Origin of the sequence: Sphaerothrix gracilis Ecp01, from assembly GCF_030405905.1 — a bacterium.
GTDB lineage: Bacteria > Cyanobacteriota > Cyanobacteriia > Phormidesmidales > Phormidesmidaceae > Sphaerothrix > Sphaerothrix gracilis.
In genome coordinates this window covers 312,094-326,330 of the sequence record NZ_JASATW010000002.1, presented here as the reverse complement: position 1 = coordinate 326,330, position 14,237 = coordinate 312,094, and the positions used below count along the sequence as shown (strand labels likewise).

Genomic DNA, 14,237 nt, shown 5'->3' with positions numbered 1-14,237 from the left:
TGCTAGATAGCCTGATTTGGCGGACTTACCCCTGAAGTTCTTAGTGGATTGCAACAACGCGATCGCGTCTGCCTACACTTTATCCGTGCTACTTCTAAGCTATGTCTGCCGAAGAATTGACCCCGCCAACTCCTACTGAACCCCAACCACTTTCAGCAACCTGCTTATCTACCTATTTAGATGCGGCTAACGATATCGTTTTTGCCATTAATACCGACGGGGAAATTCGCTATATCAATGCCTATGGCGCTCAGCAATTGGAACGCACACCGGCAGAACTGCTAGGGCGATCGCTGCTAGAGCTAATTCCTTGGCGGTTTAAGCTGCGAGCGCAGCAGATGGTGGTGCGGTTACTGACGCGGGGATCCCTGCAGAATCAGACTTTATGGCTCAGTACGGCTTCAGAACAAACGCTCACCCTCGCTATTAATGCCAGTCTGCTGCGACAGGACCAGGAGATTACAGGTGCTATCTGTATCGGTCGCCTCACTGAAGCTGAGGAAGCCCCCCCTGAAGTCCCCCCCGCTTTGCCGGAGGAGGCTGCGGCCCAAATCACTGACGACCTGTTTCGGGCCTACGTGGAGACGGCCAACGACGTGGTTTATACCCTCGATTTAGAGGGGCGCTTTTCTTTTATCAACAGCTACGGCACGAAGCTCTTTGGCGGTGAAGAAGCAGACATCATTGGCAAACCCTATCTAGAATTCGTTGCCCCCGAATCGCGTCAGTCCACCAGCAAAGCTTTCAATAATTTGCTGCTAACCGGGGAGCTACGGGACTATGAGTTTACGCTTTTGCAGAAAGGGGGCAGCCGCATCTGCGTCGAGGTAAATGGCCGCCTGCTCTACCGGGATGGCCAGCTCATTGGCGGATTAGGAATTGGCCGCGACATCACTGAACGCAAGCGTTTTGAACGACAGCTACAGATGTTCTCCAAAGCGCTAGATGCCGCCAACGACAGCGTTGTCATTACTGACCTGACCGGCAAAATTCTCTATGCTAACTTAGCGACCCAGCGCATTTTAGGGCGATCGCCTGCAGCGTTAATGCACCAGTCCGCCGAGGTGTTTTATCCTAGCGCGGCCCAGTCGGGCTGGCTAATTGAGCAGGCGCAGCAGGGCGGTTGGAGCGGGCAAGTGGTTTGTCAGCGCGAAAATGGCAAAACCTTTACTGCCTTAGTTTCAGTCGGTCCCGTTTGCAATGAAAATAACCAGCCAACCGCCGTCTCGCTGATTTATCGAGATATTACCCAGCTAGAGCAGATCAAGGCCGAGCTAGCGTCTAAAAACTTAGAGCTAGAACGGGCCAGCCGCATGAAGTCTGAGTTCTTAGCCAATATGTCCCACGAGCTACGAACTCCCATGACCTCAATTTTGGGCTTTTCTTCGCTGCTAGAACAGCAGATTTTTGGGCCGCTGAATGAGCGCCAGCACCTCTACGTGCAGCAAATCTACCAGAGCGGCGAGCATTTACTCAGCCTTATCAATGAAGTCCTTGATCTCTCCAAGATTGAGGCCGGTCAGATGGTTCTCAACGTGGCGGCTGTCTCCATTGCCGGGGTCTGCCAAAACGCGCTGAATATGATTAGCGCTCAGGCTACCGCTAAAGAGATTGCTCTGGAACTGGACATTGAGCCTGATCTACCCAGCCTTCAGGGGGATGAATTGCGGATTCGGCAAATGCTGCTCAACCTGCTATCCAATGCCGTCAAGTTTTCTCGGCGGGGGGGAGCTGTTGGCCTAGTCGCCAAGCAGGTTAAGCATAAAATTCACCTGACCGTTTGGGATCAGGGAATTGGCATTCCCTCTGAGCAGCAGTCCTTGTTGTTCCAGCCGTTTCAGCAGCTAGACAGCTCTTTGTCTCGTCAGCATGAGGGCACCGGACTGGGCTTGGCCCTGACCTATAAGCTCGCCAAGCTGCATGGGGGCGATGTCAGCGTGGTGTCTGCCGTCAATCAAGGTAGCCGCTTTACCGTCTATCTTCCTGTTTCAGGGCCTTCAGAAACCCAATTTGAGCTCCAGCAGGCCGATACCAGCGATCGCGGTTTAAATCACACCTCATTTGCTCAGCCGGATACACCCCGACAGACTGGCGAAGTCTTGCTGGTGGAAGATCACCCAGTCAATGCGATGCTGCTAGAGCACATGCTGAAATACTGGGGCTACACAACCCACCATGTCCTCAACGGTCACTTAGCGCTGGAGTGGTTGCAAACCCATCGGCCCATGCTGATCCTGATGGACATTCACCTGCCTAAGACCGACGGCATCGAAATTACGCGCCAAATTCGCCAAAATCCAAATTGGCGCAGTATTCCCATTGTTGCCATGACGGCTTTGGTGATGGCGGGCGATCGCGATCGCTGCCTAGAAGCTGGGATGCAGGGATATCTCAGCAAGCCAATCAACTCTGCCGAACTAGTATCGGTTTTGGCTAAATACACCTGGCAGAACTGAGCTACCTGAAACGACGACAACTCGTGAAAGCAAAAAAAGGCCCCGCAGAGTTGTCTCTGGGGGCCTAATCAGGGTGCATCTACCAGTCCCTTTTGCGGCGATCGCGGCCCTAAATCCGGAAAACGCTTAAGACTTCATCGCTTTTTTATCTAAGGCAAGTTGTATTAAGTTCTAATGAAAGGACTGCCTTCGAGATCTGCGGTTGACAAAGTATTTTGTCTTCTCGACTCAGCTCGAAGCTTCGACTCGGTTCTACCTAGAGCTGACAAAACTAGCCGTCCGCGCCGTTTTTCTTTTGATATGTCTACAGCCAACTCTTCTGTCCGCAGTGCCCAGTCCGCCTCACCGCAAACCTCACCTGCTCTCTATCCGGCAGTCTACATTGTGGGGGCTGGTCCCGGCGATCCTGAACTGCTCACGGTTAAAGCTCAGCGACTGCTGATGCAGGCAGATGTCATTCTCTACGCCAATTCCTTAGTGCCGCAGCCAATGCTGGCACTGACCCGGCCAGAGGCTGAGCGCATCGGCACTGCCAGTATGACCCTGGAGGCAATTTTGCCCCTAATGATTGAGCGGGTTCAGGCCCATAAATCAGTTGTCCGGCTGCATTCTGGAGATCCTTGCCTCTACAGCGCCATCAATGAGCAAATCTATGCTTTGGCCGAGGCCGATATTCCCTTTGAAGTCGTTCCAGGTATTAGCGCTTTTCAGGCTGCCGCCGCCAAGCTCAATTTAGAACTGACAATTCCCGGCCTAGTGCAGTCAATCATTCTGACCCGCATCAGCGGTCGCACTCAGGTTCCTGAAGCTGAGGAACTGGCTTCGCTGGCAGCCCATCAGGCCAGTCTGTGCCTCTATCTCAGCGCTCGCCACGTGGAGGCGGCTCAGGCCAAACTGATGCAGCATTATGCGCCAGAAACCCCTGTGGCTATTTGTTTTCGGGTCGGTTGGGAAGATGAGAAAATTCGAGTCGTTCCGCTGCAGCAGATGGCCGCTACCACTGAGGCCGAAGACCTAATCCGCACCACGCTTTACATCATTAGCCCTGCCCTGGAAGCCACTCAGCAGCGATCGCAGTTGTACAGTCCAGCTCATACTCACCTGTTCCGGGCGGCCCCTCGATAGCTCCACTTAGGCTTTTAATCGCCGCAAAACAAATATGTGTCTCTAGCGGTAGACAGATGTTGTATTTCGAGCTGCTTGCAATACTGCGTCAGGTGCAAATTGTTGTCCCTGTCTCAAGTCATTCATTTGCAAGTGGGAGAATCTCATGGCTAGACTATTGCTATTGCTGCCGCTGTTCCTAGGTTTAATGGTGACAACGGTTGCCTGTGGTGAAACAGCAACTGAAGAACCTGTAGAAGAAGGCGTTGAGGAAGCCCCTATGGAAGAGGGCGCCATGGAAGGTGAGATGGAAGAGGGCGAGATGGAAGAAGGCGAGATGGAAGGCGAAGAGGTGGAATAACCTAGATTCTCAGCCTTCAGACTGTTGAAAAATCTAGACTCAACATTGACAGCTCTCTAGTTTTCTAGAGAGCTGCTTTATTGTTTGGACTATTAGCTCAAATCGCGGCGATAATGGTCTTGCTCCAACAGGTTTGAAAGCTGTCCTTTGAGCTGGGCCACTTGCTCTCCATCTTTAGGAATCGCTAGCAGCTTTACCTCAACCTCAGCCACATTCTCTAGGCGAGTTGTCTTCTCCCAGAGCCGCTTTTCCTCCTCCGACTCATGCTCATAGCGGAAGGTGACGACCTCAGAACTTACATCCAAAATATGAACATCTTTAAACCAGCCGCTGCTGCTTTTTAGATAAAGCCACACGTGAGGCTGATTTACCAAATCTCTGAGCTTTTGTTCCATAAGTACAATCACTATCTGGCAGGCTTGATAGGCTGCTAGTACATAGCAGATTGGAAAAATCCTAGCACTTTCCAGTAAATGTGCCCAGAATTCCCTCCTGAGATAGATGCTCTTTAGCTGTTTTTTGCAAGCAGCCCGCTTTAACTGTCAACCTGGCAGTTGCAAGCTGTTTAGCCTCATGGGCGATCGCCTCTGCGTACTAATGTGCTTTTTGCTCTCCGTACATTCAGACCGCTAAAAACTAGGCAGCAGCCGGGACAGTTGTTGCTGTGCCAGTCAAAAAAGCTTGCGGCTTGAGTTTATCAGCCCCGTATAAATCGCTAAAACTTAATTAGAGGGGGCCGAAGAATCCGTAATTTCTCAGATCAGTTCTACTATTTAAATCAACTAGCGTGATGGAAGCTGCTTTCCATAGCGCCATCCCTCGCCAGTGGGTGATAGGAACTGATGCAAGAGCGAACTGCCCTGTTAAATGCCGCTATCCGTAACACCTTTCAAGCCAAATTTTACCTGGGGTACTTCCCGGCTATGTCTCTGCGTCGTTTAAGGCGATCGCTTTCAATTCGAGCCTTTTGGCGATTTTTGTGTCATATCAACTTCTCTACCATTCGAGAGGTCATTAGCTGCACCTTCAACCAGCGCCTACCGGGACTCGCAGCCGAAATGGCCTACTACTCAATGTTGGGGCTATTTCCCTCTATTCTGGCCGTTCTCACCGCGATCGGCCTAATTGGGCCGCTGCGCAAAACCTTCGAGCAGCTAGCCTGGCAGCTCAGTGAAATTGCGCCTCAAGAAGCGCTAACGTTGATCCAAAACTTTGCCAGCGAGATTAGCAACAGTCAGAACCGCAGTTTGTTTTCAATTAGCTTTCTGGTAGCGCTTTGGGCTTCTTCCGGCGCTATCAGCGCTGCTATGCGGGCCTTAGATCAGATTCATCAAATCCCCAACCGCCAGACCCGCCCCTTTTGGAAAGCTAAACTGGTTTCCCTGGGACTCACTGCAGGTACCATCTTGCTCATCGTGATTGCCTCCAGTCTCTTTTTGATTAGCGAAATTATTATTTTCAGACTGGCCTTGCAGAGCGGCGAAACCATAGAGTATTGGATTTTAAGAATTTGGCGCTGGCTGAGCTTGCCGACGGCTTTAGGCATTCTCTCAACTACCATCGCTTTCATTTATCGCTTTGGCCCTAGCCGCTGGATTGCAGGAAAACCGCTGATTCCAGGGGCAGTCTTAGCGGCGCTAGCTTGGGCTGGCTTATCATCTGGATTTCGCCTCTATGTCTCTCAGTTTGGTAATTACAACAGAGTCTATGGAGCGGTAGGAGCCGTCATCGTGCTAATGCTGTGGCTCTATCTCAGCTCGCTGGTGCTCTTGATCGGCGATCAGCTCAACGTCTCAGTGGGCCGGGCAATGGGGGTAAAACCTTTATTCCCGTCCCAGTCTGGTAAAAGCCTGACGGCTTCTAGTAAATCGTCCTAGCTGGGAACTAGCGCAAACGCCGCAGCAGTAGAAAAATGCCACTGCCAAAGCACAGCAGGATTAAAATCCACAGCACTATGCCGGGTAGAAAGGCTAGCAGGGTTAAACCGCGCAGCAGCCAGACAACTACCGTTAGAGCGAGGACACCTAAAAAGAGCTGAGTATCAAACTGAAAACGAGACATCATAGGATTTTGAATTGGCCCTTGAACTGGGCAATCTATATTAAGTTCTGACTTGATTGGCCGCAGGCCCCTCTGCTTTACTTACTGACCGGGAACGATAGCGGCTCAGTCTCCGCCGCGCAGTCCCCCCAAAATACCAATCCCTACCGCAATCAGCACCAAAGCCCAAATGACATAACCAGGAATTTGACTGATAACCCCGAATCCCTTCAGCAGCAAGATAATAGCCGCTAGGACTAAAACAACACCCAGCGTCGTTAAAAAAATTCTAATCGCCAAATTTGAGGAAGAATTCATAGGTTGTCAAAAATTATGCAGTTTTTCAAAAATGAAAGCGCTTTTATTTTGGCATTTATTCAAAGTTCATTAAAAATTTAACGATAAATCACCCTAGCCTGATGGTTTTACCTACGAGACTAGGGATAATACGGCAAAGAGCTTTCGTCAAGAATCGTAAAGCCGCTATTACTCAAGTGGCTAAAGCGAACAAGACCCAAGCTGGTGTTAGGAGGAATTGCTATATGGTCAGTACTTCTGGAATCTTTGCGTCCAACTTGCCCTGTCGCCAACCGCTGCAAACGGCAGAACAGGCTCTCATCGCTGGGGAGGTCCTCACGCAAACCAAACCCTATCGCTTTGGCGGCGGTGCGGTTGTGGCTCAGATGTATCTGCCCCTTTTACCGGAGCGGGTTTGGAGTCAGCTCACTGACTATCCTCGCTGGGTCGAATATTTTCCCGATATCGTGCAGAGTCAAACCCTAGAGTCCGTCAGCAAAGCCGGAATGCGAAGACTCTATCAGCGCGGGCGCAAGCATTTTCTAATGCTGACGGCAGAAGTTGAAATTTATCTCAAGGTGTTTGAAAAGCAGGCACAGCAGCTCCAGTTTCGGCTGGAAAAAGGGACTTTCTCAGATTTTTCTGCCGACTTGACGCTACAGTCCTTTAGCCAGGGGACGCTGCTGACCTATGCGGTACAGGCGGCAGCGCTGATTCCAGTTCCCGGCTTTTTGATTGAGCAGGCCATGCAGCACGATTTACCTGGCAATATGAAGACGATGCGCCAAGTTATGTGTGGCTGATGCGGAAAAAGTTGTGGGGCGGCTTTATCGTCGGTTTGGGCTATATGCTGTCGCCTCTGTCGTGGTGGAACGATCTCTTTTTTAACCTGCCCATTGCCTATGGATTTGGCTACGGCGTCAGTTGGTTCAATGCCGACTGGCTGCTGCCAGGAACAATCGCTGGCTATTGGCTCTCCAATCTGCTGGGCTTTTTGATGATGCAGTGGGGGGCTGGCGATCTATTTTTTAGCGATCGCCGCCGCAACTTCACTCAGGATCTGCTGCTGAGCTTAGGCACCTCCACCCTCTACAGCGCCGTCATTGTTGGTCTGTTCTACTTTCATGTGATGCAGCTACCCGACTTTTTGGCGCTCAATTAGCGCGATCGCTCAGCGCGGGTACAGCCAGCAGTTATTGGCGCTAGGCTGGTACGATAGGTAGCCCTATTGCTCGGTCGCTTAGATCAGGATGATTGCCAGCTTATGTCTAGCCGTACCCTCAATCTGACAGATTCCCTCTACCAGTATCTGCTCGATAATTCTCTGCGCGAACCGGCGCTAATGACGCAACTTCGTCAGGAAACTCAGCAGCAGCCAATGGCCCAAATGCAGATCTCGCCAGAGCAGGGGCAGTTTATGGCGCTGCTAGTGCAGCTCATGGGGGCGAAAAAAACGCTGGAAATTGGCGTATTTACAGGCTACAGCACGTTGGCAGTGGCTTTGGCTTTGCCTGCAGACGGTAAGGTGGTGGCCTGCGATGTCAGCGAGGAGTATACGGCGATCGCTCGCCGCTACTGGCAGCAGGCCGGAGTGGCCGACAAGATTGATTTGCGCCTAGCACCTGCACTCGACAGCCTCGATCAGCTTCTAGAGTCTGGCGCGGCTGGTACGTTTGATTTTGCCTTCATCGATGCCGATAAGGGTAACTACGACAATTACTACGAGCGATCGCTGCAGCTTTTGCGTCCGGGCGGTTTGATTGCGATCGACAATGTTTTATGGTCGGGCCGGGTAGCGGAGCCAAACCAGGACAATCGCACTAAAAAAATTCACGCTCTAAATCAAAAGCTGCATCAGGATGAGCGAGTGGCCTTAAGTTTGCTGCCGCTGGGGGATGGGCTGACGCTGGCGATGCGGCGGCAGTGAGGCAGCAGTCGGAGATGAGTGATAGACGGGAAGGAGAGAATGGTCTGGTGTATTGTGGATAGAGTTTTGTAGCGTTATTGTGAGCCGATGCCGCTTTCTAAACCTGAAGCGAAGCAACTGATAGAGCGTCTGATTTTTGATGAAACAGCGGCGCGGGAGTGGATGCAAGATGTTTGGGATCTCAATCCGCTGATGGGAGAACGGGCAGCTAAGCTGATTGACGTATTTGAGATGCTGGTTGACTGTTGTTCCGAAGATCAGCTAGAGAATTTGTTGCAGTCGCTCTATCGGGAGCAGGTTTAGCAAGCTGCACTGAATAGCTAGGTGGTTTGGGCGATCGCGGCTGTAGAGCGATTGCCTATTAACCTGTTGCAGCGAAGAAAATATCAGCAACCTCTAACCAACGACAGAACTTTTAGGCTTGATTAGGTTTGTTAGTAAGGTTCGCACTGGCATCAGCTGCAACTTACCTCCTTTGAGCGATGTAGTGATTTAGCTGACTGTCTTACTATGAACCCTAGATAAATCAACGAAGTAAGCGGATTAATTAAATTATTATGGCTACTCATAACGCCCCTGAAGAAAAAAATCATATTCAGCAGCCAACTTCTCCAGAGCAGGTTTCTCCAGAGCAGAAGCAAGCTCACAAAGAAGCGATTGAAAACGAAGATTTGACAGTCAATCCGGGCGATCGCGTTGATGGTCCTAAGTCGCTTGAAGAAAAAGCCAAGCAGGTTGCTGTGGATGCTCCAGACATCACCGGCGATCACGTGACGGTGCCGACCTACTTCGTGGTTGAAGAAGGTGATGGCGAGAAAGAAGCACTACACCACGTCAAAGACGCTGAAGAGATATCTGATGTCATCCGGCAGGCGCGCACTGATGAAGACGGTGAGCGCAACTGGCGGTAAGGACAGCACTTGTCTGTAATCACCTGCCTCTTAGCGTAGCTTGGTTGTCAGCTACGCTAATTTTTTACCGAATCAAGTGTTTACAGAGTAAGTTTTTAAGAATTCTCTTCAGTCGCCTCCGGTAGCTCTGGCTCTTCGCCCGTACGAATGTAGCTAGCCTGCTCCCGCAAAGATCCCGCTAGCTCAGGATCACCTTGAGCCTCATATAGCTCGGCTGCCGCTTCATAGTCAGCCGCGATCGCGGTTCGCGTTTCAGTGCTCAGGGCTTCCGGGCCGGTGAGGGTATCTCCCAACTCCTCATAAGCAGCGCCTAAATAAGCATCTGCTCGACCGACATAGGCTTCAGGATGAACAGTCTCAAACTCGATGGCTTCAGTGTACTTGGCGATTGCTGTGGCAAAGTCTCTCTGCTGCACCGCCTCTAAGGCTTCGGTAAAAGTAATTTCAAAATTAGAGGCTGGCTTAACGGTAATGGTATAGCTCCCCCCCTGCCAGGAATAGGAACGCGCTAGAACCTTATAAGTTCCGTCAGCTGGCAGCGTAATGACAATTGTTGAGTTGAGCGTGCCGCCATAATCGTCGTTAACCGCAATTTCCTCCCCTTCAGGGGATAGCAGCGATAGAACCGGATCAAACTCACTGCTAGAAAGCTCGATGGTGACTGCCTGTCCTGCTTCCCCCGCAAACGTGTATTCATCTTCAACGGGATTGAGCTGTCCCTGCTGCTGTAAAATCTCTTGCGCGCGCGCCGTGGAAGTGAGTAGTCCTAACTCACTCACAGCGATCACCCCTAGCAGAGCGGACATGAGACCTAAAATTCTTTTCATCGAAAGGTATCCTACTTGCACAGCGACTGCATATTACAGTCTGCGAACCTATCACATGCAACCAAGGTTAGCGCACCCCTCGACGACATGACTTTAACCCCGGCATGAATATTTCTAAATTTCATCGGAGCGAAATTAGAGCGAAGCCTTAGCGCAGTCACACCAAAGGCTATAGTCCTACAGGATCACGGGCATCTTATCAGTCATTAGGTTTCCTTACTGGCTATTTAAGTAGGCGAACCTAATTATTGATAGAGTGTTGGGCTCGCGCCTCAACCGCAACCTACATTGCTCACGTCTAACTGCGCCTACCTATCTTTAGACGTATCAGTAGTCTGTTTCTGTTCCGCAGGCAAGAGCGCAACTTAGAAGCTTCATTTACTCTATTTTTAGGATTTAGCGGTTTTCCATAACCGCAATGCTAACAAGATACTTCGTCAGATAGATGAGCTTCAGCCTGTCAATCTCTATACTAAAAAAAGTTAGTTATAAATAAGCTAATTTTTGCAACTAAAAAGGAGAATATTTATGTCTGCCGAAGATAGAATGAAAGCCACTGCTAAGAACGTCGAAGGTAAGGTTCAGGAAGCTGCTGGAGAAGTAACCGGCGATCCTAAAGATAAGGCCGAAGGCAAATCTAAGCAGGTTGAGGCCCAAGCCCAGCACGCTAAGGAAGACGTTAAGGATAACGTTAAAAAAGCAATTGACTAATTTACAGTTAGTTAGCTTAATCGCTTTTTGACGAGAGGGAGGTGACTGTTGTTACCTCCCTTTCTTGTGTAAATAAACAAATAGATTTACGCTGAATTAGATTGAATTTATTCGTATTTAAAGATAGTGACTCAGTCCTCGGCTTTGCGACAGTATTGTCGATGGTTATTTTTAATTGTAGTTAGCAGCTTTTGGATATCAATTCCTATTCCCCTGCAGGCTCAGTCAGAACCTGAAGCCAGCGAGCTGGCTGCACCGGCAGAAGATACAGGCTCTCAACAAGATGATGGACTGTATTTCGCTGACGTTGTGGTTCGGGGCCGTCCGATTTTTCAGCTGGGCGGGCTGGCCGATATTGGTGCTAGGCAGCGCGCTCAGATTATTAATCGGCGCATTGCCAGTATTGTGCAAAATGCCGAAAACCCTGGTCAGGTAGAAGCCGAGCTGAATGCAGAGGGGACGTTAGCAACCTTAAGACTCAACAATCGAATCTTGATGACGATTACCCAGCAGGATGCTGACGATTTCGGGCTGCCGCTGGAGGCTTTGGCTCAGCGCTGGGCTGAGCAGCTAACGCAGGCACTCAATAAGCCACCCCTGGCCATTGATGTGGCTCAGCGGATTAACACCACTTTGCGGGATCTAGGGCGTGATACTATCGATCGCCTGCCTGCTTTTATCGGGGCTTTCATTATCGTTTTAATTACCTGGGCTGTCGCTGGCGGAGTTCGCTACGGCGCCTTTCGCTGGGCGCAGCAGACAGAAGGCGATCGCAGTACAGAAGTCCTGGTAGGCCGCCTGGGCTACGGCGGCGTTTGGGTCGTTGGCTCGATCATTGCGCTGGGGGTCATGGGACTAAACTTTGGGGCGCTGTTGGGGGCGCTGGGGCTGACCAGTGTGGCCATTGGTTTTAGCCTGAAAGACGTGTTGAGCAACTATATCTCCGGCGTGATTCTGCTGGCCGCTCGCCCCTTCCGGCTAGGAGATCAGGTAATGATTGCCGATTACGAAGGCACCATCACGCAGATCCAGCTACGAGCCACTACCCTCAAAACCTACGATGGGCGCATGGTTTATATTCCCAATCAGGAAGTCTTTCAGGCCAGTATCACTAACAATACGGCTTCGACCCAGCGCCGTAGCTCTGTCGTTGTCGGCATTGACTACGACGCTGATGTGGCCCGCGCCAAGCAAATTATGACCACCGCTGCTCGCCAGATTAAAGGCGTTACCCCTGAGTTTCCGGTTGAAGTTTTAGTGCAGGAACTGGCAGCTAGCACCGTTAACCTGGAGGTGCTTTTCTGGGTCGATTCGCGCCGAGGCGAGTTTTTAGGCACCACTTCTGACGTGGCTCAGGCCATCAAGGAAGCCCTGCAGCAGGCTGATGTAGAGATGCCCACCGAGATTTACACCCTGCTGTTTCGCAACGCTCCGCCTGGACTGGAAGCGCAAATGCATCAGCAGCAAGCCAAGTTACAGCAGGACTAGCCCATGAGAGAGGCTATGTTTAGTGCCATAAGCCGTTCATGGCAGCCAATACGGCGCTGGCTGACTTCGGCCTCATCGACTGACGGCCTGGAGGTGACTGACTCAGAAACGACGGGTTCTATTTTAGCGACGGTTCCTTTGCCCGCTGCGATCGCTCAGAAATTTTCCCTCGCGATTGCAGATTTATCCCTGCCACAAACATATCAAGACACTCTGCGATCGCAGGTGGATGAGGCCCTTCAACAGTGGCGCTCAGACCCACAAGTCCCCAACCATCTCGTTATCATCACCGAGCCAACCGAGCCGTTAGAAAAATATCGCCGTTGGATACTAGAGCAGGGTGACTGGGCAGCGGTGGCGCTGCTGTCAGACTGGGCTGAGCGTCCGCCGGACTACACGGTGATGGTGGAGAAGCTGACCCAGGCGGTAGAAACCGTTCAAGCAGGTGATGAACCGGGACAGGTGATTGTTTTACCCAGCCTGGACCAGTGTTTTCTGCGGTGTGCCGACGGGCTGGCGGGGATTGACTATCTCAGGGATGCCGTCACGAGCGATCGCAACCATTTTTGGGTATTGAGCTGCAACCAGTGGGCTTGGCGCTACCTTGACAGTGTCTGCCATATTCAAGCCTACTTTAAGCAGATATTTAGGGTCCCTAAGCTGGACGGCTTAGCGCTCAAGCAGTGGCTTTCTCCCTTAGAGGCCAGTGTAGACCACACCTTCAAGACGGCAGAACAAGCTGCCTCAGAGAAGCCCGCCGCCGCTGGCGATGAAGTCTCAGAGCAGTGGGCCTCCCCAACCGAGCAGCAGTATTTTGAAACTCTGGCGGCGGCAGCTGGCGGCATTAGCCAAGTAGCAGCCGCTCTGTGGCTGCGATCGCTCGGCTATCAGGAAGCCGAGTCCACATCAGAGCCAGTTAGTGAAAGCAATTCTGTCATTCTCAAAAAGCTAGCCTTTACCCAGCTACCTGATTTGACGGCCAGCGATCGCTATCTGCTGTTTTCACTGACCTTGCATCGCACCTTGAGTATTGCCCACCTAGCCTTGTCTTTAGGCAACAGTATTGATCAAACCATGAACCAGTCTTTGCCCTTGCAGCGTCAAGATTTAATTGCCGTTGCTCATGCTAGCTATCAGCTCAATCCAGCTTATTATCTATCCCTACGGGCTAATCTTAGGCGCAATAACTTCATTGTTGATTAGCTGTTTTGATGAGAAAAGCGTATGTTTGAAACTCTGTTTGAATCCGCTGATAAAATCACAGCCCTTATTCAAAAAATTACGCTTGATCGGGTAGTCCAAGCAGTCTCAATCTTAGGACTTACCTATCTCATTTTCATCCTGCTTGACAAAGCTATTAGCTGGCTATCAGAGCAGGTACCCCTACAGTTTCGTCTCAGCATCAAGCAGTCGCTTCCCTTTTGCCGCGCCCTGGTACTTTTGGTGGCGCTTGTTCTGTTCCTGAGCCGTTTCTTGCAGCTTTCTCCTAGTAATTTGCTAGCCCTGACTGCCTTCTTTCTGCTGGGCTTGGGCTTTGCCTTTAGAGACTACGCTAGCTCCGTCAGCGCTGGCTTGGTTTCTCTGTTTGAGCAGCCTTATCAGGTAGGCGATCGCATTCAAATTGGAGAGCAGTATGGCGAGGTAACACGTTACGGCCTGCGCGGCATTCGACTGCGAACGCTAGAAGATCGGGAGGTCACCATTCCTCACAATCAGGTTTGGACGCAACCTGTGATCAATGCTAATCGTGGCCAGCTAGAGGCGCTGGTCGTCATTGAGTTCTACCTGAGTCACCAGGTTGATGTTGACCAAGTCATGCATATTCTGCGCCGCGTTGCCCAGACCAGCAAGTACACAGATTTGCGATTTCCAATCTCAGTAGAGCTGAAGGAAAAGCCAGAATCGACTCAGTTCAGTTTGGAAGCCTATCCTATGGATATTCGCGATGAGACGGACTACCGCACTGACTTAACCAAACGAGCTAAGGCTATCTTCAGACACATACATAACAGTCCAACTTTCCCCCGCCTATCCGCTATAAAACGACAGACTTCTATCGGAATCGAGCAAACCAATTCAGTCACGCCATCAGGCAGAGTAGCGCTTATAGGTATC

17 protein-coding genes are annotated in these 14,237 nt (G+C 51.0%); 13 read left to right on the top strand and 4 right to left on the bottom strand.

The features are described from left to right. Window positions 1–101: 101 nt before the first annotated feature. The 3 genes from QJQ48_RS03340 (at window position 102) to QJQ48_RS03330 (ending at window position 3,921) form a co-directional block, all read left to right on the top strand. Window positions 102–2,456 (top strand): PAS domain S-box protein, encoded by a 2,355-nt coding sequence (locus QJQ48_RS03340; RefSeq protein WP_346289766.1) that lies wholly within the window; start codon window positions 102–104, stop codon window positions 2,454–2,456. Between the two features lie 300 nt (window positions 2,457–2,756). Then, window positions 2,757–3,581, top strand: a complete 825-nt coding sequence (cobM, locus tag QJQ48_RS03335; protein WP_346289765.1) for a precorrin-4 C(11)-methyltransferase — start codon at window positions 2,757–2,759, stop codon at window positions 3,579–3,581. 145 nt (window positions 3,582–3,726) lie between these two features. Further along, entirely contained in the window at window positions 3,727–3,921 is a 195-nt protein-coding gene (locus QJQ48_RS03330) for a hypothetical protein (RefSeq protein WP_346289764.1), read from the top strand. A gap of 92 nt (window positions 3,922–4,013) precedes the next feature. Here the strand turns inward: QJQ48_RS03330 and QJQ48_RS03325 are convergent, their stop codons facing one another. Next, window positions 4,014–4,316, bottom strand: coding sequence for a DUF6679 family protein (locus QJQ48_RS03325; protein ID WP_346289763.1), 303 nt, complete (start codon window positions 4,314–4,316; stop codon window positions 4,014–4,016). A gap of 447 nt (window positions 4,317–4,763) precedes the next feature. Here QJQ48_RS03325 and QJQ48_RS03320 point away from each other — a divergent pair, with 447 nt between their 5' ends. Beyond that, complete coding sequence (locus QJQ48_RS03320) at window positions 4,764–5,798, top strand: YihY/virulence factor BrkB family protein (RefSeq protein WP_346289762.1); 1,035 nt, start codon at window positions 4,764–4,766, stop codon at window positions 5,796–5,798. A gap of 7 nt (window positions 5,799–5,805) precedes the next feature. Here the strand turns inward: QJQ48_RS03320 and QJQ48_RS03315 are convergent, their stop codons facing one another. Both QJQ48_RS03315 and QJQ48_RS03310 read right to left on the bottom strand, forming a co-directional pair. Continuing rightward, window positions 5,806–5,985: a hypothetical protein gene (locus tag QJQ48_RS03315; protein ID WP_346289761.1), complete on the bottom strand. Its 180-nt coding sequence runs from the start codon at window positions 5,983–5,985 to the stop codon at window positions 5,806–5,808. A 102-nt stretch (window positions 5,986–6,087) separates the two neighbouring features. Beyond that, a complete protein-coding gene (locus tag QJQ48_RS03310; RefSeq protein WP_346289760.1) occupies window positions 6,088–6,279 on the bottom strand; it encodes a hypothetical protein in 192 nt (63 codons plus the stop codon). A 224-nt stretch (window positions 6,280–6,503) separates the two neighbouring features. Between QJQ48_RS03310 and QJQ48_RS03305 the strand changes: the two genes are divergently transcribed. The 5 genes from QJQ48_RS03305 (at window position 6,504) to QJQ48_RS03285 (ending at window position 9,096) form a co-directional block, all read left to right on the top strand. Continuing rightward, window positions 6,504–7,061 carry an SRPBCC family protein gene (locus QJQ48_RS03305; protein ID WP_346289759.1) on the top strand — a complete coding sequence of 186 codons (558 nt, stop codon included), beginning with the start codon at window positions 6,504–6,506 and terminating at the stop codon, window positions 7,059–7,061. Continuing rightward, on the top strand, window positions 7,061–7,420 hold the full coding sequence (locus QJQ48_RS03300) for a DUF7980 family protein (RefSeq protein ID WP_346289758.1): 360 nt from the start codon (window positions 7,061–7,063) through the stop codon (window positions 7,418–7,420). The genes QJQ48_RS03305 and QJQ48_RS03300 overlap by 1 nt, the downstream gene beginning before the upstream one ends. Before the next feature lie 102 nt (window positions 7,421–7,522). Further along, window positions 7,523–8,185, top strand: a complete 663-nt coding sequence (locus QJQ48_RS03295; RefSeq protein ID WP_346289757.1) for a class I SAM-dependent methyltransferase — start codon at window positions 7,523–7,525, stop codon at window positions 8,183–8,185. Between the two features lie 87 nt (window positions 8,186–8,272). Further along, on the top strand, window positions 8,273–8,488 hold the full coding sequence (locus QJQ48_RS03290; protein ID WP_346289756.1) for a hypothetical protein: 216 nt from the start codon (window positions 8,273–8,275) through the stop codon (window positions 8,486–8,488). A 254-nt stretch (window positions 8,489–8,742) separates the two neighbouring features. Further along, a complete protein-coding gene (locus tag QJQ48_RS03285; protein WP_346289755.1) occupies window positions 8,743–9,096 on the top strand; it encodes a hypothetical protein in 354 nt (117 codons plus the stop codon). Between the two features lie 95 nt (window positions 9,097–9,191). On the opposite strand, the gene QJQ48_RS03280 is transcribed toward QJQ48_RS03285, so the two are convergent. Further along, a complete protein-coding gene (locus QJQ48_RS03280) occupies window positions 9,192–9,902 on the bottom strand; it encodes a PPC domain-containing protein (protein ID WP_346289754.1) in 711 nt (236 codons plus the stop codon). 549 nt (window positions 9,903–10,451) lie between these two features. Here QJQ48_RS03280 and QJQ48_RS03275 point away from each other — a divergent pair. From QJQ48_RS03275 to QJQ48_RS03260, 4 genes are all read left to right on the top strand, one after another. After that, the gene (locus tag QJQ48_RS03275; protein ID WP_346289753.1) at window positions 10,452–10,634 is read left to right on the top strand and encodes a CsbD family protein; all 183 of its coding nucleotides are present in this window, start codon (window positions 10,452–10,454) and stop codon (window positions 10,632–10,634) included. Window positions 10,635–10,760: 126 nt separating this feature from the next. Further along, window positions 10,761–12,122 (top strand): mechanosensitive ion channel family protein, encoded by a 1,362-nt coding sequence (locus QJQ48_RS03270; protein WP_428843017.1) that lies wholly within the window; start codon window positions 10,761–10,763, stop codon window positions 12,120–12,122. Window positions 12,123–12,137: 15 nt separating this feature from the next. Next, complete coding sequence (locus QJQ48_RS03265) at window positions 12,138–13,325, top strand: hypothetical protein (protein ID WP_346289752.1); 1,188 nt, start codon at window positions 12,138–12,140, stop codon at window positions 13,323–13,325. A 21-nt stretch (window positions 13,326–13,346) separates the two neighbouring features. Further along, window positions 13,347–14,237: mechanosensitive ion channel family protein (locus tag QJQ48_RS03260; protein ID WP_346289751.1), on the top strand; the 891-nt coding region annotated here is incomplete at its 3' end.